The following is a 20,359-nucleotide window of genomic DNA, read 5'->3' as shown; positions in this document are numbered from 1 at the left end:
GCAGGCAGGAGATGGTCATGGACCCATACTACTGGGAGTCGGAGCACGGAAATTTTGGCGACGACCTCAACCTTTGGCTCTGGGATTTTTTAATCCCGGGATTTCGAGACGTTCATCCAGAGACCCTGCTGGTTGGCGTTGGCACCGTGCTCAACCGCGCGCTTTTGCCGGAAGGCCGGCACAAGCTGGTGCTCGGCTCCGGCTTCGGTTACGGCTCGCTGCCTGACATGAGCAATAGTGCGGAATGGGACATTCGCTGCGTTCGCGGCCCTTTAACCGCCCAAAAGGTGGGCGTCGATGCCAAACTTGGAATCATAGATCCCGCCGTCATGGTCGCCGAAATGCCTGAGTTCAAGAACCTGCCGAAGGTTCACAAGAAGAGTTTCGTCCCGCATTGGGAATCGGCCATTGCCGGCATGTGGCCGGCAGTCTGCCAGATGGTTGGCCTGAACTACATCGATCCGCGCGGAGAAGCCAGGGATGTCATCCGCCAGATCGCCCAGTCGGAATTGATCGTCGCGGAATCCATGCATGGCGCTATTCTCGCCGATGCGTTCCGTGTCCCCTGGATTTCGGTGACCACCTCGAGCAGTATCAACAGCTTCAAGTGGACTGACTGGGCACAGACCGTCGGTGTAACCTACCGCCCGCGCCATGTTCCGGTGTCCAGCAGAGCCGAGGCGATCATCAAGGGCGCGCGGTTTTGGGGAGTCGATTTCGATACGAACAAGCCTGCCGTTGAGGACCCGAACAAGCGCCAGATTGACGGCAATTTCATTGTGGCCGTGCATGAGCCAAAACAGACCTCGCTGCGCGCCGCTGCAAAGCAGCTTCTGGCGGCTCCTTCTGCACTCTCCCTTTGGCAGGCGATGCGTGCGACCGCGCAACTGAGCGAAGATCACGTCCTTTCAGACCGCAAGGATCAGTTCTTGCATGTGATCGACAGCGTGCGCCGCGATTATTTCTGATCGCGCGGTTCTTTATCCGCCATCATGCCGGTCGAGAGCTGCTTGATGGCGGCTGAAGCAAATAGCGCAAGGCGCCGTCGCCTCCAAGGCCCATCGGAGCCTCAGCGCTTCTGGAACGAAAGCGCTCGGTTTTATCGTTCCATATTCCGCTGACAATGGCGGGGATCGCTATCGGCCTGCGAGCGACATGGCCAAGCGCGGCCATTGATCCGGCTTCGCTTTTGATGTCCAGGAATTCCCTCAGTTCATACCGTCCACGAATGTGGCGTTCGTGCTGCGAAATCAGTTTACGAACTTCCGGTGCAAGACCGCCTTGCGCGAGCATGGCCTTGTCCGCCTCGAAAAGGCGCTTCAGGTCGATTGTTCGATGGCTGCCGCTGAGCGAGTTGCCGCGTACCACCGCACCATAACCGCAGCTGTGAATGATCTTGTAGTGGGCGCCCTTCGTCAGGGCGCGGGCATAGAGGTCATAATCCTCTCCCAGCCGCAGCTCGTCACGGTAGCGCAGGTCATGCCGATCGAGGAAGGAACGCCGCATCAACGGTTTGAGAAAACCGATCTCGCCCCGGCGGACACCGCGTTTCGAAATGTTGCCCTGGATAAACTCGCTGAGCGTCAGTTTGCGCGGGGCAGGCGGAAAAGCATCCAGACGGAGGTGGGCATCGGCAGCCTTTTCCTCGTCCACGAAAGCGATATTGTCGGCGATGAAATCCCAGTCCTTCTGAGCAAGGAGGTTTTTCAACCTGTCCGGAAAGAAGAAATCATCCGCATCGAGGATGGCAATAATGGGCGATTTGGATTGAGCAATCGCATGATTTCGCGCCGCCGCCGGCCCCCTGTTCGTCTCGAAGCTGAGAACACGCAGGCGGCCAGTCCCGTCATCTGCGCCGCGGGAAATTTTCGCCGTCCCGTCGCTGGAGCCGTCGTCGATCACCAAGACCTCGGTGGTCTCCACCTGGTTCAGCGATGATCGGATTGCCCGGGCGATCGTGTCGCCGGCATTTTTCGCGGCAATGACCACGCAGACATGGTTGTCCTGTTCCACGATCGTGCTCCTGTCTGGTTGTCCCGAAACCAAGGCCGGTTCGAAACACTCGGATATCTCGTGCAGACGTAGGTCGATCGCTCCGAGGCTGCAAGTCTTATGCTGCAACTGCGAAGGTTTTTAAGTTGCGGAGATCCGATGTCGGCATGTGGCGCAACATGACACGGGCAGCGGGCATCAGGTGTTGAAATGACGGGGAGGCGTTTGAACGCGAATCGCCTTTGCGTCCTTTTCTTCAGCGGCAGGCGCGGCCGCCTTCTGGAGTTGCGCCGCCTGAAGCCTGTCCTTGTTGGTCTTTGCAACAAGGATCATCACCCCGATGAAGTATCCGATCTGGATCAACACAGCACAGGCAAGCGTTTGCCATATTGTTGTCCAGGCTGAGCCGGTCAGGAAGAAAGTGACAGCGGCAAAAACAACGAGAACGCTGATGATGCTCACGAAAACCCGCGGCGCAAACATCAACACGCCTCCAGAACTGTATCTTGAACTCCAGCCGGCATGGAAAAGGGATCCTCTCCTCTTAGGATTTTCTTAACATATCGAACGTGGTGTCAGGGTTCAACTGCCCAAGCCCCACTATGTTCCGATTTGATTACGTTCCAATATCACGTCAGTTCTTAGGCGCGGCCTAACGCCATCTTTAGACTTGGCGGCGAAATGGGATTTTGACGCTGTTGAACGGATTGACTGTTACCATAGCTAATCGACAGTAAAGGCGGGAAAGAAATATGGATTCGGCTCAAGGCGGATCAGATTGAGGAAGAGCACCATCGAAAGATACAGCCAGAGGAGGTCTATCTATCCATAAAACGGGTTGGTTGTGGAGAATCATCGTTTTTGGATCAACTTTTATTACAAAAATCGACATTTCCTAATAGAGCGTGGTGCAGTGCAAAAAATGGTGCGGTGCGATGTTGGGTCGGACGTAAAGAAAAATACCTCGCTGGATCCCATTATATTACGTATAAAATAGTAATATTTGGAGCAAGGTTCAGCGAACTCGAATAATATAACTCATTAGTACATAAATTCCCCAGGGGAATTCTGAAGTATCGGGGTATTTACCGGCAGGTTTAGGAATTTATACAGAAATCCAATGCGTTCTTTCGCCATCATATATTTTTCAGCTTTGCCGCATTTCGTTCATAAACTGCGCAATGGCTAGATCTTGCCTTTTAAAAACAAATTCATGCTCTAAACTATACGCAGCAGTTGATACCCAAACCCTCCCAAGGGACCCGACCAATCGCCCACCAAAATGGAGTTATCTCCCATGAAGTCTGCGACTCGATCGGCAAGCGCGCCGTATTTGACGACCATCGAAACCGGGAGACACCGGCCGATAGGGGGAATATCCAAAAGGATTCGACATTTTGATGGCGTCTTTGGCGCTCCTTGTCTTCAGCCCCTCTTTCTCATGCTAATGGCACTGGTAAAGTTCTCAGATGGCGGCAGCATATTCTACGGCCATCGCCGCGTAGGGCATAACGGCCGCTTCTTTCAATGCCTCAAATTTCGAACAATGGCCCCCGACGCCGACCGAATTCTGCAGGATCACCTTCGAAAAAATCCGAAAGCATATCAGGAATGGCAGGCCAACCGAAAGCTGCAGGACGATCCTCGGGTCACCGCCGTTGGAAGCGTGCTGCGAAAGCTCAGCCTCGACGAGCTTCCGCAACTGATCAACATCATACGTGGTGAAATGAGCGTCGTTGGTCCGCGTCCGGTGGTCGAAGACGAGCTTGAACTCTACGAAACATCGGCTGTCTTCTACCTGCAGTCACGTCCAGGACTGACTGGCCTCTGGCAGGTCAGCGGACGTAACGATGTCTCCTACGCCTCCCGGATCGCTTTCGATACGCATTATGTGACCAATTGGTCGTTGATCAGAGATGTTGTCATCGTTGCAAAAACGATCCCCGCTGTATGCCTATCCCGGGGCAGCTATTGAGGAGAAGCCGTCCGTTGCGGCTGCCGCCTCGCTGCGGCGAGGCTGTTTTGAACATTGGGGAATTGCATGAAAATATCTCTCGCCCAGGCAGTTCACGCCTCCTCTCGCAAGGGTTGGCACCTATCTGCGGTCGCAGGACTGCGCATCTCCCTTGCGTCGGCCATCATCGCCATGTCTGCCATGCAGGCAGTCGCCGCCGACGATTATGCGCTCGGCGCCATGGACAAGCTACGGATCCGCGTCGCGGAATGGCAAACGGCTGAGGGAACGGTCAGGGACTGGTCCGCCATCAGCGGCGAATATACCGTTGGCGTCGCTGGCGGCATCTCCTTGCCGTTTCTCGGCACGCTGCCTGCATCGGGAAAAACGACGGCGGAGATAGCCGATGAGGTCGGGTTGCAGCTTCAGAAGCTCTTCGGCCTCCCGATCGGCCGTCCGCCTCGGTCGAGCTTGCGCAATACCGCCCGATCTATCTGGCCGGCGATGTCCAGACGCCCGGGGAATATCCGTTTGCGCCAGACATGACTGTGCTGAAAGCCATCAGCCTCGGAGGAGGGCTCCACCGTTCGGAAAACGGCCAGCGCTTCGCTCGTGACTTCATCAATGCCCAGGGAGATTCGGCAGTGCAAGTCGCCGAACGCAATCGTCTTCTCATCCGTCGTGCCAGGCTGCAGGCCGAAATCGCCGAGAAAGACGACATTGCAGTGCCTGCGGAGTTGAAGAATGCTGCTGCTGTCCAGAGCCTGGTCGAAAGCGAAAAAGCGTTGATGGTCTCGCGGGACAAGCGCCTCAAGCTGCAGTTGACGGCTCTGGCCGAACTGAAGGCTCTGCTCCAAAGCGAAATCGAATCGCTCGGCAAGAAGTCCGCCACCCAGAGCCGACAACTGACTTTGGTGATGGAGGACAAGGGACGGGTCGACGACTTGGCGGAAAAGGGATTGGCGCTCAGTGCCCGGTTGCTGTCCGTCGAGCAGCGGATCGCGGACATTCAGGCGTCGGTTCTTGATATCGACACCGCGTCCCTGAAAGCCAAGCAGGACGTGAGCAAGGCAAACCAGGACGAGATCACCCTGCGCAACGATTGGAATGCGCAGCTCGCCCAGGAACTGCAAAATACCGAGGCGGAACTCGATACGCTAAACCTGAAGCTGACGACGAGCCGGGACCTGATGACCGAGGCCCTTCTTCAATCCGCCGATGCCGCGCAACAGGCGACCGGTGCAGGTGTCGCTGCCAATATCAACTACGCTTTGGTTCGCCAGAAGGACGGGAAATCCGTTGTGATCCCGGCGGACGAAGGAACCCAGGTGCAGCCGGGTGATGTCGTAAAGGTCCAATCCGTGCTCAACACGCAATAATGTGGGCCGAGCGTGGAGCGTCCATGATCCGAAGCATTCGCGCCTCCGGCCGCGCGGCATTCAAACCCGGAGTGAAGAGGTTGATATGATTGACCCACCGACAAAGAAGAGTGCCCAGCGGTTCGACAATGACGGTGATGCCACCGATGCGCAGATCAATCGCAAGCTGACGGAGCATCTTCGGAAACACGCAATCAAGGTCACGGCAGGCGATGCGCCGGTCGGACAGAAAGCGAGCAAAGGGATGTCGATGACCGCATCATCGCCGCTATCCGCAATCCGGTTTTGCGGCATGGCCATCGCGCAGATCTTCGGCCTGATGGCGATTATCGTCCTGATGATCCTCGCTTCGATTCATGCCTATGTCTACAAGGACCAAGCCTAAGGCACCGTTTCGAAGTCATGATAGATGCCGCCTCACCTTTTCCCAAGTGCCCTGCCCAGTCAGTCTGCAGCCCCAGTATCCTCCCTCGGCCTCTCCAGCTTGAACCTCATCCTCCATGACAGTTTCTGCCGCCTGTTTTGGCCGCGACCGTGTCACGGGTGATTGTGGCGCGAATGCCATTGCCAAGCCGACCGAATGATACTGTGGAGATCATGTTTGGGTTTCCAACCCAGAACGCTCAGCGCCTTGTCGTTGTTGGCCACAAGTGATGTGGAATCGCCATCACGACGTTCCGTGTAGGCCACCGGAAAGGGCTTGCCGGAGACATCTGAAATCACCGACATCAGTTCCTTGACTGTCGTTCCCGTGCCTGTCCCAAGGTTCAGTTTCACGCTTTCTCCGCCCGAAAGGAGATAATCCACCGCCCGCACATGCGCATCGGCGAGATCAAGTACGTGGATATAGTCGCGCACACAGGTGCCGTCGCGGGTGTCATAGTCGTTGCCAAACACCTTGAAACCGTCCCGCCGTCCGAGCGCCGCGTCGATCGCAAGCGGAATGGCGTGGGTTTCCGGAGAATGCCATTCGCCGATACGCCCCTCCAGATCTGCGCCGGCGGCATTGAAATAGCGCAGGATAACCGACCGCAGGCCCTTGTAGGTGTCGTAGTCCTGCAGCGCCTGTTCCACAATCCATTTGGTGCGGCCATACGGATTGATCGGCTGCTGTTCGTGGGTTTCATCCATCGGTACCTGCTTTGGCAGGCCGTAGGTGGCACAAGTGGAAGAGAACACAAAAGCCTCGATGCCTGCCGCGAGAACCGCCGATAGCAAAGTCAGCGCCCCGATCACGTTGTTATCGTAAAACGCGACGGGATCCTTGACGGACTCTCCGACCTCGATCATCGCGGCAAAATGCAAGACAGCATCCGGCCTGTGCGTTGCGATCACCTCGTCCAGCCGCTTGCGATCGCGGATATCGCCTTGCTCGAATGGCCCCCAGCGCACGAATTCCGCATGGCCGTTGGAGAGGTTGTCGAACACGACCGGAGTGTAGCCGCGTTCCGCCAATGTCAGGCACGTGTGAGATCCGATATAGCCGGCACCACCGACGACAAGCACTGTTTTTGATTGCATCACTTCAATTATCCGTCTGCCGAACAAGTCCTCAGTCTAGTTAATACGGAAATTCCGCAGTGCAGTCGACCGTGTTGCCGATGCCGCATCCACCATATTTTTTTGGGCTGGCATCGTTCACGTTTGATTTTCAGACTTTGGCCCATCCGTTCAGGATCTTCAAGGCTTGTGGGACTGTGGCTGAATCGCCACTTTTTGAAACAGATGGAAGGGGATTTCGGAATGTCGTTACAGCACCGCAGATTGCGCTTGGCCTGGCTCCAGAAATTCCCGCTTCCCTTGATGTGGTTGCGATCGGAGACGAAGGCCTCCGAATGATTGATCCGTCCTGGTGAAACTCACAGCCATCCAGTGCATCGTCGAAGCTCAAACCGTCGACAGAAACGATGCTGTCGGGACGGATACCTTGACGGATGGTCAAAAGCAAAGTCTGTGTCTTGGCGTCAGGGATCAGGATCGAATAGACGCGCCCACCGCGCTTCATCAGCCCAAAGACGGGCCTTTTCCGGCAGCACCAAAGCCACGTCTGCCTTTGGGTAGGCCACCGAGATAACTCTCGCCCCCGTCAGTATTGCCTTCGAGAAACTGTGCTTGAAGGGAAACATCCTCCGCAATCCGCTCTCGCAGTTTGTGGAAAACAGGATCTTGGTGTTCTGCTGATCCGACGAGCTCAACTACTGTGCGGGCCGGAACGCCCCCACCAGAATGCACGATTAACGCCCGTTGCGGCTGGAAGCCTGCCTTTGCGCCTGCCTATCCAGAGGGCTTCAAAGGCTTCAGATAATGTTGACATTAAGGGCGAAACTCTCCCCAACAACCACCCTAGGAGCTCGTCCAGCCCGACAAAACGGGCATCCGTATCGATCTGGCGAGGATTGGAGGCAGGAAATAGGGCGGAGGTCGAGGCTGGTCGCAGGTCTTGTTGCGAAGCAGAAAACAAGTGTCGTCCCGATACGCCAACTTAGTGCATTTCCGCAGGCTACATTCTCAGTATCAGTTCGCTAGGGCTTTTGTGCTTTGCTGTCCACTCAGAGACGGCCTGACCGACTTCGATTTAAATCTCCATGATTTGTCGGCCACTCGTCCTTGTTTAAAATTGGACACTGCATGTATGAAAAATTGACGCCCTCACACTTTAGATTGGTCGGACTGTGAATTAAGAATGGGCGCTTAATCGAATTTGTTAAACCCAAGGCCATCATTGACCGCAAAGCGCTTCCTCTGGTTGAGGCCGCGTTGGCAGACACCCGCGTGGTCTTGTTATCAGGGCCACGTCAGGCGGTAAGACGACTCTTGCACGCATGTTTTCGGACAAGGATCGTCCCTACATCACACTGGATGATGCCGGCACCCTGAACGCCGCTAAAGCGGAACCGATCGGTTTTATCAGAGGGATCAAGCGTGCAGTCATTGACGAGGTGCAACGGGCGCCCGACCTTATGTTGGCGATCAAAGCGAGCGTGGACGAGTATGAGGAGCCCGGCCGATTTCTTCTGACAGGTTCCGCCAACTTGGCGACCATACCGACTATTGCCGATTCCTTGGCCGGTCGTATGGCTGTTATCCCGCTCCTACCCTTTGCACAGGCCGAAATCCGGTCAGGCCCTGGCCGCATGCTTGATAGACGATTTGCAGGCGAGGACCCTATGATCGAAGGAGACGTCGTCCTCGGAGAAGAGATGATGAGCATGGTTCTCGCCGGCGGCTATCCGGGAGTCCTGCGGCGGAGCACATCGGCCCTACGCGTCTCGTGGCTCGAAGACTATGCCAGCCTGATACTCGATCGTGATGTGAGAGACATCGCAAACATCGATCAACTTCACCGTTTACCACATCTTCTGAACATACTTGCAGAACATGCCGGGCAGATGATCAACAACAGCAGTTTTGGTTCGGCGGTCGGACTATCCGGCGTAACGACTCAGAAATACATTGCAATACTTGAGCGGCTTTTCCTGGTCAAAACTCTGGTGCCGTGGTCAAATAATCGGCTTGGCCGGCTCGTTAAGACGCCAAAGCTTCATTTCATTGACACAGGCCTTCTTTCTGCTCTGCGTGAAGACGAATGGGCGCGCCTATCCCACGACAAAACCCGATTTGGTCCCCTGCTTGAGAACTTCGTCGTCTCCGAACTTATGAAGCTCGCGTCCTGGTCCGGGAGGCGTATGGCCTTTTCCCACTACAGGACAAAGGATCGCGATGAAGTCGATGTCGTGATCGAAGACCGACGCGGGCGGGTTATCGCTATCGAGGTAAAGGCCTCCGCGACTGTTAGGGCCGATGACTTTCGTGGTCTGCGTCAGTTGCAAGCTGCCGTCGGTGATCGTTTCGTGCGCGGCCTCGTCCTGCACGATCATGACCGCATAACCCCTTTCACAGAGCGCCTGCAGGCAGCGCCCTTGTCAATGCTGTGGTCCATGTGAGGGCCGTTCGCTTTTGGAGCGGTTGTCGGTAACATTGAAAAAATGAAAGGCGCTTTGTGGATTCACAGTCGCGCCCAGTTCCGACAGCTTGCGAGGTCTACCGCGTGCAGCGTGAGCTGCAGTCCTGTCTTCACAATGCAGGTTGCTGTCGAAACGTCGGGTATTCCTCCAAAACCTGCTTAAGTGACACAGTTTGAGCTCATCTCAAGTGCTGGAAGCGCCAACTTGAGGGGGACGCTTGGCCCACGGTCCCGTGCGTCCCTCAATCTCTGTGCTCGCTGTGCGTGGCGTCAAACGCCAGTGATTGATGCAAGGGTAAGGCGCCGCATCGGAATTCCGCCGGGCTTTGGCCAGTCCAGCGTCGGAATGCTCGACTGAAGCTCGATTCGTCCCGATAACCGGTAAGATATGCGATCCGCTTGATGGGTAGGTCCCCGCGGCGCAGAAGATCCGCCGCTTTTGACAGTCGTACACGTGATTTTAGCACCTGGAGTGATGTACCTTCCTCCCTTAGGTGGCGCTGAAGGCTCCGGATCGAGACACCCAGATTTTCAGCAATCGCTTCAGCGTCAGGGTCCAGCCCGTCGGATTTTGCGGAAAGCAACTCTATAATCTTCCGCGACAACAGGCGGTCCTGGCGATACAGCCTTGCCATAAGTCGGATCGGGTTTTGGAGGATTTGGCGAAGCGCGTTGTCTTCGCGAACAACCGGCAACTGCAGATATGCGGCATCGAAAGTAATGCTCGCCTCTGCTGCTTGAAAAACAATCGTGCCCTGGAACATCCGCCTGTAAGCGTCAGCATAGGACGGACGGGAAAAGGGAAAGCGTGCCTTATCCAGTACAATTCGAGAGTCGGCGAGCCAGCAGGCGATACCGTGAAGATTGCGTAACAGGCTGACGAGACAAAACTCCCTCAAATCACCAAGATCCACCATCTCGTGGATGCGAACGACGGCCTGCGAGCCGTGAATCCGCATCTCAAGGCGGATATCTTCAGTTAAGAGATTGTGGTGACGGCACCAGCGGCGCAACGCAATATCGAGGGACGGCGAAGGCAGTGAAGCCCGCAGAAGCATGCCGTAGGTCCCCCAGCGCAGACGCCGCGAGAACCATCCCAGTCCTTCATCATCGAGTTCCCGCATTGCATAAGTGGACAGGGCCTCAAACGGCTCAACGGCGACCCGGTCTGACGGCTCGCGTAGGTCCTCACGACGGAACCCTGCTTGCGAAAGGGCGACGACCGGGTCAATGCTCCGGTTTTCATAGGCCTGCAAGATGGCCAGGATGAAGGCGACGGGTGTTTCGCGGCGCGGTGTTGACTTACGCATTGAGCCTGCTCCCATCTGGCGCATTCAGCACGGAAACTGGCGTGAAAAGCAAGACCACCCGCGCTAGATTGCCTGTCGGGATCAGGGAGGAAAAATCGCCGGATCATTGGCAATTGCCTTGTCGGATCACAACTACGTGCGGAAACCCATAGTCTCTTCCGTCGTATTTGCGTTGGCGTTGAATTTGCTTCCCTAGGCCGATGACAACAACGCACCTTGCGTGATCGCGCTGTGTGAAGGAGGAAGCCATGTTCAATGTTGCAATGCGTTTCGGCTTGGGCGAAGAGATCGACGCCCTGCGCGATATGGTTCGGCGCTTTGCCCAGGACGAGATCGCGCCGCGGGCGGCGCAGATCGATTGCGACAATGAATTTCCTGCGGACCTCTGGAAAAATTCGGTGCCCTCGGCCTGCTCGGGATCACGGTGCCGGAAGCACAGGGCGGATCGGGCATGGGTTATTTGGCGCATTGCGTCGCGGTCGAAGAGATCAGCCGCGCCTCCGCCTCCGTGGGGCTGTCCTATGGCGCGCATTCCAATCTTTGCGTCAACCAGCTGCGACGCTGGGGCACCCCGGAGCAGAAGGTCAAATATCTACCCAAACTTGTCTCCGGCGAACATGTCGGCGCGCTGGCCATGTCGGAGCCGGGAGCGGGCTCTGATGTCGTTGGCATGAAGCTGCGCGCGGTCCGCCAGAACGACGCCTATGTCCTCAACGGCAACAAGATGTGGATCACCAATGGTCCGGACGCAAACACGCTGATTGTCTATGCCAAGACCGATCCCGACGCTGGACCACGCGGCATCACCGCCTTCTTGATCGAGCGGGGCATGAAGGGATTTTCGACGGCGCAAAAACTGGACAAGCTCGGCATGCGCGGGTCAAACACCTGCGAGCTCGTCTTCCAGGACTGCCCGGTTCCTGTCGAGAACGTCCTTGGCAACGTGGGTCAGGGCGTCAACATCCTGATGTCCGGGCTTGATTACGAGCGCGTGGTCCTGGCAGCCGGTCCGCTGGGGATCATGGCGGCGGCGATGGATATCGTTGTTCCCTATGTCCACCAGCGCGAGCAGTTCGGCAAACCGATCGGTACCTTCCAGCTGATGCAGGGCAAGCTTGCCGACATGTATACGACGATGAACGCCTGCCGCGCCTATGTCTATGCGGTCGCGGCGGCCTGTGATCGCGGAGAAACCACCCGCAAGGACAGCGCCGGCTGTATCCTTTACGCCGCCGAGCGGGCGACGCAAATAGCGCTCGATGCGATCCAGTGCCTCGGCGGCAATGGCTACATCAACGAGTTTGCAGCCGGTCGCCTCCTGCGCGATGCCAAGCTCTACGAGATCGGAGCCGGGACCAGTGAAATTCGCCGCATGCTGATCGGCCGCGAACTGTTCGACGAAACCGCCTAGGGCGCTGGTGCACCCTGTTTTCGCTTCACGGCACACAAAACTTGGTTCTGGAGGAGGCTTGCATGCCCGTTATTGAGTCGGCGATCGACCTGCGCTCGGATACAGCCCGCGCCAATGCCGAGACCATGCGCGGTCTTGTCGAGGACTTGCGCGCCAAGGCGGATCGTGTGCGGCTCGGCGGTGGCGAGGCCGCCCGTGAGAAGCATCTGGCACGGGGCAAGCTGCTGCCGCGGGACCGCGTCCGCGCCTTGATCGATCCGGCCTCCCCATTTCTGGAGGTGGGGCAACTCGCTGGCTATGAACTTTATGGCGGCGAGATCCCGTCCGCGGGCATCATCGCGGGGATTGGCCTGGTCTGCGGACGGGAATGTATGATCATCGCCAATGATGCAACGGTGAAGGGCGGCACCTACTTCCCGATGACCGTTCAGAAGCATCTGCGCGCCCAGGAAATCGCGCTTCAGAACCGGCTGCCATGCCTCTATCTGGTCGACAGCGGAGGTGCCAACCTGCCCAACCAGGACGAGGTGTTTCCAGGCAGAGATCATTTCGGGCGCATCTTCTACAACCAAGCCAATATGTCGGCGCAGGGCATTGCCCAGATCGCCGTGGTCATGGGATCCTGCACCGCCGGCGGTGCCTATGTGCCCGCCATGTCCGATGAGACCATCATCGTTCGCAACCAGGGCACGATCTTCCTTGCTGGACCGCCACTGGTCAAGGCAGCTACCGGCGAGGTCGTCACCGCCGAGGAACTGGGCGGTGCAGATGTGCACGCCCGCGTCTCCGGCGTCACAGACCATTATGCTGAGAACGATGCACACGCCCTGGGCATCGCCCGGCGGATCATTGCCAGTCTGAACACAGTGAAGCGGCCGTCGGTGGAAGTGCGCGCTCCCATTGCGCCTCGTTATGCGGCTGAGGACCTGTACTCCATCCTCCCCAGCGATCGCCGGATCCCCTACGATGTGCGGGAAGTTATCGCACGCCTTGTAGACGGCAGCGAGTTCGACGAATTCAAACGGCTTTACGGGACGACACTGGTCTGCGGTTTCGCGCACATCTGGGGCTATCCGGTCGGGATCGTCGCCAACAACGGCATCCTTTTTCCGAGAGCGCGCAGAAGGGCGCGCATTTCATCGAGCTTTGCTCGCAGCGCGGTATCCCGCTCGTCTTCCTGCAAAACATCACCGGCTTCATGGTTGGTCGGAAATATGAGGCAGGCGGTATCGCCAAGGATGGGGCAAAGATGGTGACCGCGGTGGCAACCACGGCTGTGCCGAAGTTCACGGTCATCATCGGCGGCAGCTTTGGAGCCGGCAATTACGGCATGTGCGGCCGCGCATACTCGCCGAACTTTCTGTGGATGTGGCCTAACGCGCGTATCGGCGTGATGGGGGGCGAACAGGCCGCTTCGGTGCTTTCGACCGTACGCCGCGACGGGATCGAAGCGCGGGGTGGGACGTGGTCGTCCGAGGAAGAAGAGGCATTCAAGGCCCCGATCCGGGAGCAGTACGAGGTTCAGGGGCATCCCTACTACTCGACCGCACGGCTTTGGGACGACGGTATCATTGATCCCGCAGATACAAGACGCGTGCTGGCGCTGGGGCTTTCAGCCAGCATGAACGCACCAATTTCACAAACCCGCTTTGGCCTGTTCCGGATGTGAGGAGAGGACGATGACCAGTATTCTGGAAACAGTAGATGAGCGGGGCATCGCCACTGTGACGTTAAACCGACCGGAGCAGCACAACGCTTTTGACGATGTGTTGATCGCGGATTTGACGGCAAGTCTCAAACGTCTCGAGGGCGATCCCGGTATTCGCGCCGTTGTGCTGACCGGTGCCGGCCGCAGTTTTTCGGCAGGGGCCGATCTCGGCTGGATGCGCCGCATGGCACAGCTTTCTGTGGAAGAGAACATTGCCGATGCGGCTGGTTTGGCTGGACTGATGCACATGCTCGACCGCCTCTGCAAACCAACTCTCGCGCTGGTGCAGGGCGCAGCTTTTGGCGGCGGCGCCGGTCTTGTTGCCTGCTGCGACATCGCAATCGCGTCGGATCGTGCAAGCTTTTGTTTCAGCGAGGTGAAGCTTGGCCTCACGCCCGCGACGATCAGTCCCTATGTCATCAATGCAATCGGCCCTCGCTGGGCGCGCCGTTTGTTCCAAACTGCCGAGGTTTTCAATGCGGACCGTGCCCGGGACATCGGGCTGGTGCAGGACGTTGTGCCTGAAGGAGAACTGACGACGGCCGGCGAGGGCGTCTTGAAGGCCTTGCTTCAGGGCGCCCCTGGTGCCCAGGCCGATGCCAAGGATCTCATTTTTCTGTGCGAGGGGCGTGCCCTCGATGCAGCACTCGCAGAGGAAACCGGGCGGCGCATTGCAGCCCGGAGGGCCTCGACCGAAGGCCGAGAGGGAACTTCTGCGTTCCTTGCCAAAACGACACCCGCCTGGCGGCAGCAATGAGCAGGAGGCCCCGATGTTCCGAAAGATCCTCATCGCCAACCGCGGGGAAATTGCCTGCAGGGTGATGGCGACCGCACGACGGCTCGGCATCGCGACGGTTGCGGTCTATTCCGACGCCGATGAAGGCGCGCGGCATACGCTCTTTGCCGACGAAGCCTGGCCGATCGGTCCGGCGCCGGCCCGCGAGAGTTATCTCCGCGGAGAGGGAATCCTTGATGTTGCCCGCCGATCGGGCGCGCAAGCGATCCATCCCGGTTATGGGTTCCTTTCGGAAAATGCCGATTTCGCCGCCGCCTGCACGGCCGCTGGCATTGTGTTCATCGGCCCGCCCGAGGCCGCCATCCGTGCCATGGGTTCGAAGGCGCAATCCAAGTCCTTGATGGCACGCTCTGGCGTCCCGCTTGTCCCCGGCTATCACGGCGAAGACCAGGATGTTTCCCTGCTCGGCCAGAAGGCCGCAGAGATCGGCTATCCGGTTCTCATCAAAGCCTCCGCTGGCGGTGGCGGCAAGGGCATGCGCTTTGTGTCCGCGGCAGAGGAAATCGAAGCGGCAATCGAGGGCGCCAAGCGCGAAGCGCAGGCGTCGTTCGGTGATGATCGGCTGCTGATCGAGAAGTATCTCACCAGCCCTCGCCATATCGAGATCCAGGTCTTTGCCGACAGTTTCGGCAACACCGTCTCCCTTTTTGAGCGCGATTGCTCGATCCAGCGTCGCCACCAAAAGGTGCTGGAGGAAGCACCCGCACCCGGAATGACGCCGGAACGACGCGAGGCGATGGGCAAGGCTGCCGTAGATGCGGCCCGGGCCGTTGGTTATGTCGGCGCGGGAACCGTGGAATTTATCGTCGAGGATGGGCAGTTTTATTTCATGGAGATGAACACACGACTTCAGGTCGAGCATCCCGTTACCGAAATGATCACCGGGCTTGACCTCGTCGAATGGCAGTTGCGCGTCGCATCCGGTGAGCCGCTGCCGAACCTTCCTGAACTGTTTGCCCCAAGAGGGCACGCGATCGAGGCGCGCGTCTATGCCGAAGACCCGGCGCGGGACTTCATGCCGGCCGTTGGCAAGCTCTTGCATTTGCGACAGCCCGGCGATGTTCCCGGTTGGGTGCGTGTCGATACGGGCGTCGTCGAGGGTGATCTCATCACCTCCCACTATGACCCGATGATCGCCAAGCTGATCGTCTGGGGGAGGATCGTCCGGCAGCCCTGCGCCAGATGGAGGCGGCGCTTGCTCACTATGAAGTCGTCGGGGTCACGACCAATCTGGGCCTGCTGCGGGCTATCACCGCGCATCCGGCTTTTGCAGGCGCTCAGTTCGATACCGGGTTCATCGCCCGGCATGCCCATGACCTGCTCTCCGCCACCAACACAGACACCGATGATGTTGAACCGGTTGCCTGGGCTGCGGCGGTCTTGACGGTTACTAACGACCGACGTGCGCTGGTCGCCGCCCAAGCCCGGGAGACGGGCGATCCCTGGTCGCCCTGGGCTGAGGTCGATGCGTGGAGGGTCAATGGAGATGGCTATCAGGACCTGCATTTGCGGCGCGGCGACAGGGGCCCCGTCGTGATCCGCACCTGGCCGCGGCCTGAGGATCGGCTCCGCATAGATCTGCCATCGGGAACAGTGCAGGCGCAGATGCGGACCGATGCCGCCGGTGCACGTGTTCTGATCGAGGGCGTTTCGCGACGGGTCGAGGTGGTCCGGCGCGGTAGTGAGCTGACCGTCATTATCGAGGGCCGCAATCATGTCCTGACCCTGGAGGACCCGCTGGCACCACCCGTAACGGAAGCGACCGGAAGCGAGCGCATCGCGGCGCCGATTCCAGGTCGCGTCGTGCAGGTTATGGTCCAGCCGGGCGACGTCGTCGAGAAGAACGTGCCTCTGGTTGTCATCGAAGCGATGAAGATGGAACTGACGCTGAGTGCGCCGAGGCAGGGCACGATCGCCGAAGTCCGTTGCAAAGTGGACGAAATGGTCGAAGAGGGGACCGAACTCGTTCTTTTCGCAAAGGAGGGCGCGCTATGAGCTTTGCTCCCCATGTGCGGATCGTCGAAGTTGGCCCCCGTGACGGGCTTCAGAACGAGAAGACCATTGTCCCCGTGGATGTGAAGGTCGCTCTGATTGAAGCGCTCGCCGATGCGGGCCTGACCAGTATCGAAGTCGGCAGTTTTGTTTCGCCGAAATGGGTGCCGCAAATGGCCGACTCAGCCGAAGTGCTGGCGCGAATCCGCAATCGAGCCGGTGTGCGCTATACTGTCCTCACCCCCAACCTGGAAGGGTTCGACCGCGCGCTTGCCTGCAATGTCCAGGAGGTCGCGCTGTTCGCATCGGCTTCGCAGAGTTTTTCGCAGCGCAACATCAACTGTTCCATCGAGGATAGCCTCGCTCGCTTCGTGCCAATCATGGATAAGGCGCGCCACCATAAGGTGAGGGTACGCGGCTATGTTTCATGTGTGCTCGGTTGTCCATATGAAGGCGAAGTTCCAGCCGTGGCGGTGGCGCGCGTCGCATCACGCCTGTTCGAGATGGGCTGCTATGAAATCTCACTCGGCGATACAATAGGCATAGGGACACCGACCAAAGCACGAAGCCTGATCGAGCGCGTCGCCGCAGATGTGCCGATGGACCGGCTCGCGTTACATTTTCACGATACATACGGACAGGCGCTGGCCAATATTTATGCTTGTTTGGAGCTTGGAGTCTCCGTGATCGATAGCGCCGTCGCGGGCCTGGGAGGGTGCCCCTATGCCGCCGGAGCCAGCGGCAACGTGGCCACGGAGGACGTCGTCTACATGCTGGAGGGCATGGGTGTTAAGACCGGCATCGACCTTTCACTTCTCGGTTTGGCCGGACAGGTGATCTCGCGACACCTGCAGCGGATGCCGGCATCAAAGGTCTCACGCGCTCTGATGGCACGCGGCTTATGATACAATTGGGAGGAACTGATGACCGACGTTTTGGCGAGTTGCGTTCCGCCGAGACTGCCGTGCCACTCCCCGGCCCCATGATTGGCGAAGCAATGGAACGAGCCGCGGACAAATGGGTCGAAACGACCAGCTCATATCGCCCGCGCTGGGCGTGCCTTGGGCTTTGGTGCGAGCTGCGTGATCGCGCGGATGTTTTCGCCGCTGGACTGCTAGTCCTTGAACTCCGCCAGGGTGATCGCATTGGCATCCGTCACTCGACGGCGCCGGATGGACGCTAACGCATTCGCCGCGGCGCGCGCCGGCTTGGTGCTGGTGACCTGCAATCCGGCCTGTCGACTGTCCGAGCTTGAATTCGCGCTGAACAAGGTCGGCTTTGCTGCGTCAGCGACGGCAACAGCATTTAAGACCAGCGACTACACGGAATGGTCAATACGCTGGCACCTGAATGGGCGACTTCAACGCCGAATCAACTTCTTGCGGATCGACTGCCCCGCGTGCCCATAGTCGTCCACATCGCTTGGCCTCAGGGCTCGGGAGCGATCGCCTTCTCGTGGTCCAGTACATCGGCTACGGCGGCGGTCGTGGTCAGCCGCGTGATCAACTGCATTGGGCCGCCTCGGGCTACGCATATTTCCGCATGGATACGCGCGGGCAGGGCAGTGTCTGGAGTGCCGGCGATACCCGACCCCGTCGGGTCCACGGCGTCGTTTCCGGGCTTCATGACGCGAGGGGCCCTCGACCAGAAGGACTACTACTACCGTCGCCTGCTGAAAGACTGCGTGCGTGCGATCGACGCGATGGTGGAACTGCCCTTCATCGACAGAACCAGGATTGCGGTCTGCCGCGACAGTCAGGGCGGAGGCATGTCCATTGCCGCTGCCGGGCTTGATCCATGGATCAAGGCTGCCATGCCGGATGTGCCTTTCCTATGCGATTTCCACGCGCCGTGAGAGTGGCCTTCCGTGAGCCCTACACCGAGATCGCCCAGTTCGCCCAGCAACGCGACAAGAAGGATAGGGTATTCGAAACCCTCGCCTATTTCGACTGCGTGAATTTCGCGAGGCGGGCCAGGGCGACGGCGTTCTTTTCCGTCGGCATGATCGATGACATTTGCCCACCCTCCACGGTCTATGCAGCCTACGCCGGTGAGAAGTAAATCGTCGAATACGACTTCAACAAACATGAGGGTGGACAGGCGTTTCAGGAGCGAAAGCAGATGAAATGGCTGGGGCTTTGATATGGTGTGATTGTTTCAATGCAGTCGAAGGTAAGGCCGCGCCAACATCGTGCTGGTGCGGCCTTATCTTGCCGGCGTTTCTGCGCAACCGTCGTCAGTATCCAAGGGCGATCCCATCCTTGCGCGACTCCGATGCGCCCGTCAGGGTGCCGTTCTCCCAGTCGATGTACACGACCTGTGCGCCGCCGATCGGATCTTCTGCGGGCACGATCTCGAAGCCTCGGCGGATGAGTTCGGCTTGGATTTCAACTGGGACCGTATGCTCCGCCTCGACACGCGGGTTCTTGCCGCCGACGGGGATCAGGCGCGGAAGGTCGATCGCGTCCTGAATGTCCATCCCGTAATCAACGACCTTGGAGATGAGATGCGCATGGCCCATGGCCTGATAGTAGCCGCCCATCACGCCGAAGGACATTTCCGTGCGCCCGTTCCGGGTCATCATGCCGGGGATGATGGTGTGGAGAGGTCGCTTTTCCGGGGCGATCATGTTGGGATGCCCGCGTGTCAGCGAGAAACTCTGGCCACGATTGTGCAGGATCACGCCCGACTCCGGTGCGACAAGCCCGGTTCCGAAGCTGTCGAAGATCGAGTTGATGAAGCTGACTGCATTGCGATCTTCGTCGATGATCGAGATGTAGACCGTGTCGCGATGCAGCGGCATCTCGAAGTCGGGCAGCTCTGTGAGTGCTCGGGTGAAATCAATCTTCTCGGCCAGTCCGCGCGCGAAGTCGGTTGAAAGCAGTTGATCGATCGGGACGTTTGCATTGGCCGGATCGGCTATCCAGGCATCGCGGGCGGCATAGGCGAGGCGGGTCGCTTCGATCTCGAGGTGCAGCCGGTCCGCCGACTGAGGTTCGAGCGTATTGTCGAAGCAAGAGAGAATGTTGAGAATGAGAAGAGCGATGATGCCCTGACCATTCGGCGGGCATTCGTGCACGGTATGGCCGCGGAACGTGGTGGTCACCGGGTCAACATACTCACCCTTGGCCGTGGCAAAGTCATCAAGCGTGTGCAGGCCGCCATGGGCGTTCAAATGCGCCACCATGTCTTCGGCAACAGAACCGGTGTAAAAGCCATCGCGACCTTCGGCCGCGATCTTGCGAAGCGTGGCAGCGAGTTTCGGCTGGCGGTGCATTTCACCAATCCGTGGCGCCCGGCCGCCCGGCAGGAAGATGTCGGCTGCCGCCTTATCGGTCGAGAGAAGGGCCTCTTCCTTCACCCAGTCGCGATGAACGCGGGGCGTGATGGCATAACCTTCATCGGCATAACGAATGGCAGGTGCCAGAACGTCTGCGAGCGACAGGCGACCATAATCGGCATGTAGGCGGGTCCAGGCATCGATCGCACCTGGAATGGTGACGGCGGAGGGCGACTGACGCGGAACTTCGGTCAGACCGCGCTCTTCGAACCAGTCGATTGTGAGCGCCTTCGGGGTCCGGCCGGAGCCGTTATAGGCCAGCACGCGCTCGCCGCCCTTCGGAGCATAAAGGGCGAAACAATCGCCACCGATGCCCGTGGAGCCGGGTTCGACCACGCACTGAACGGCGCAGGCAGCAATCGCTGCATCCATTGCGTTGCCGCCAGCCTGCAGGATGTTGACTGCCGTCAGCGTGGCATAGGGGTGGGACGTCGCCGCCATGGCCTTGGCCGACACGGCCACCGACCGCGTCGGCTTCTCGAAATTGCGCATCCTTGTCAATCTCCTCGTATT

The 20,359-nt window shown here is 58.6% G+C and carries 13 protein-coding genes and 5 pseudogenes; 13 read left to right on the top strand and 5 right to left on the bottom strand.

The features are described from left to right. Nucleotides 1-17: 17 nt before the first annotated feature. Complete coding sequence (locus tag P6U16_RS24365; RefSeq protein ID WP_277704051.1) at nucleotides 18-968, top strand: polysaccharide pyruvyl transferase family protein; 951 nt, start codon at nucleotides 18-20, stop codon at nucleotides 966-968. 22 nt (nucleotides 969-990) lie between these two features. On the opposite strand, the gene P6U16_RS24360 is transcribed toward P6U16_RS24365, so the two are convergent. Continuing rightward, complete coding sequence (locus tag P6U16_RS24360; protein ID WP_277704050.1) at nucleotides 991-2,013, bottom strand: glycosyltransferase family 2 protein; 1,023 nt, start codon at nucleotides 2,011-2,013, stop codon at nucleotides 991-993. A gap of 177 nt (nucleotides 2,014-2,190) precedes the next feature. Continuing rightward, nucleotides 2,191-2,475 carry an exopolysaccharide production repressor protein gene (locus P6U16_RS24355; RefSeq protein WP_277704049.1) on the bottom strand — a complete coding sequence of 95 codons (285 nt, stop codon included), beginning with the start codon at nucleotides 2,473-2,475 and terminating at the stop codon, nucleotides 2,191-2,193. A gap of 814 nt (nucleotides 2,476-3,289) precedes the next feature. On the opposite strand from P6U16_RS24355, the gene P6U16_RS24350 reads away from it, so the two are divergent. The 3 genes and pseudogenes from P6U16_RS24350 (at nucleotide 3,290) to P6U16_RS24340 (ending at nucleotide 5,710) form a co-directional block, all read left to right on the top strand. Continuing rightward, complete coding sequence (locus tag P6U16_RS24350; protein ID WP_277704048.1) at nucleotides 3,290-3,967, top strand: sugar transferase; 678 nt, start codon at nucleotides 3,290-3,292, stop codon at nucleotides 3,965-3,967. A 171-nt stretch (nucleotides 3,968-4,138) separates the two neighbouring features. After that, a pseudogene (locus tag P6U16_RS24345) lies at nucleotides 4,139-5,325 on the top strand (polysaccharide biosynthesis/export family protein). 85 nt (nucleotides 5,326-5,410) lie between these two features. After that, the gene (locus tag P6U16_RS24340) at nucleotides 5,411-5,710 is read left to right on the top strand and encodes a hypothetical protein (protein ID WP_277704047.1); all 300 of its coding nucleotides are present in this window, start codon (nucleotides 5,411-5,413) and stop codon (nucleotides 5,708-5,710) included. A 152-nt stretch (nucleotides 5,711-5,862) separates the two neighbouring features. Here P6U16_RS24340 and galE read toward each other — a convergent pair whose 3' ends face one another. Next, nucleotides 5,863-6,846 carry a UDP-glucose 4-epimerase GalE gene (galE, locus tag P6U16_RS24335; protein WP_277704046.1) on the bottom strand — a complete coding sequence of 328 codons (984 nt, stop codon included), beginning with the start codon at nucleotides 6,844-6,846 and terminating at the stop codon, nucleotides 5,863-5,865. A gap of 59 nt (nucleotides 6,847-6,905) precedes the next feature. Here galE and P6U16_RS24330 point away from each other — a divergent pair, with 59 nt between their 5' ends. Further along, a complete protein-coding gene (locus tag P6U16_RS24330; protein ID WP_277704045.1) occupies nucleotides 6,906-7,181 on the top strand; it encodes a hypothetical protein in 276 nt (91 codons plus the stop codon). Between the two features lie 862 nt (nucleotides 7,182-8,043). Beyond that, a pseudogene (locus tag P6U16_RS24325) lies at nucleotides 8,044-9,269 on the top strand (ATP-binding protein). A gap of 262 nt (nucleotides 9,270-9,531) precedes the next feature. On the opposite strand, the gene P6U16_RS24320 reads toward P6U16_RS24325, so the two are convergent. Continuing rightward, the gene (locus tag P6U16_RS24320; protein WP_277704044.1) at nucleotides 9,532-10,599 is read right to left on the bottom strand and encodes an AraC family transcriptional regulator; all 1,068 of its coding nucleotides are present in this window, start codon (nucleotides 10,597-10,599) and stop codon (nucleotides 9,532-9,534) included. Nucleotides 10,600-10,847: 248 nt separating this feature from the next. Here P6U16_RS24320 and P6U16_RS24315 point away from each other — a divergent pair. From P6U16_RS24315 to P6U16_RS24285, 7 genes and pseudogenes are all read left to right on the top strand, one after another. After that, nucleotides 10,848-12,010: pseudogene (locus P6U16_RS24315) on the top strand (isovaleryl-CoA dehydrogenase). A gap of 62 nt (nucleotides 12,011-12,072) precedes the next feature. Beyond that, nucleotides 12,073-13,679: pseudogene (locus P6U16_RS24310) on the top strand (carboxyl transferase domain-containing protein). 10 nt (nucleotides 13,680-13,689) lie between these two features. Continuing rightward, on the top strand, nucleotides 13,690-14,475 hold the full coding sequence (locus tag P6U16_RS24305; protein WP_277704043.1) for an enoyl-CoA hydratase-related protein: 786 nt from the start codon (nucleotides 13,690-13,692) through the stop codon (nucleotides 14,473-14,475). A 13-nt stretch (nucleotides 14,476-14,488) separates the two neighbouring features. Continuing rightward, a pseudogene (locus P6U16_RS24300) lies at nucleotides 14,489-16,509 on the top strand (biotin carboxylase N-terminal domain-containing protein). Then, nucleotides 16,506-17,411 carry a hydroxymethylglutaryl-CoA lyase gene (locus tag P6U16_RS24295; RefSeq protein WP_277704042.1) on the top strand — a complete coding sequence of 302 codons (906 nt, stop codon included), beginning with the start codon at nucleotides 16,506-16,508 and terminating at the stop codon, nucleotides 17,409-17,411. The pseudogene P6U16_RS24300 and the gene P6U16_RS24295 overlap by 4 nt, the downstream one beginning before the upstream one ends. A gap of 719 nt (nucleotides 17,412-18,130) precedes the next feature. Then, on the top strand, nucleotides 18,131-18,361 hold the full coding sequence (locus tag P6U16_RS24290; RefSeq protein WP_277704041.1) for an acetylxylan esterase: 231 nt from the start codon (nucleotides 18,131-18,133) through the stop codon (nucleotides 18,359-18,361). Nucleotides 18,362-18,363: 2 nt separating this feature from the next. Then, the gene (locus tag P6U16_RS24285; protein ID WP_277704040.1) at nucleotides 18,364-18,567 is read left to right on the top strand and encodes an acetylxylan esterase; all 204 of its coding nucleotides are present in this window, start codon (nucleotides 18,364-18,366) and stop codon (nucleotides 18,565-18,567) included. A gap of 175 nt (nucleotides 18,568-18,742) precedes the next feature. On the opposite strand, the gene ggt is transcribed toward P6U16_RS24285, so the two are convergent. Continuing rightward, on the bottom strand, nucleotides 18,743-20,338 hold the full coding sequence (gene ggt, locus P6U16_RS24280; RefSeq protein ID WP_277704039.1) for a gamma-glutamyltransferase: 1,596 nt from the start codon (nucleotides 20,336-20,338) through the stop codon (nucleotides 18,743-18,745). Nucleotides 20,339-20,359 lie beyond the last annotated feature (21 nt).

The organism is Rhizobium sp. 32-5/1, from assembly GCF_029537235.1.
Lineage (GTDB): Bacteria > Pseudomonadota > Alphaproteobacteria > Rhizobiales > Rhizobiaceae > Pararhizobium.
Note: the sequence above shows the minus strand (reverse complement) of the source record. Positions and strands in the feature narration are given on the sequence as shown.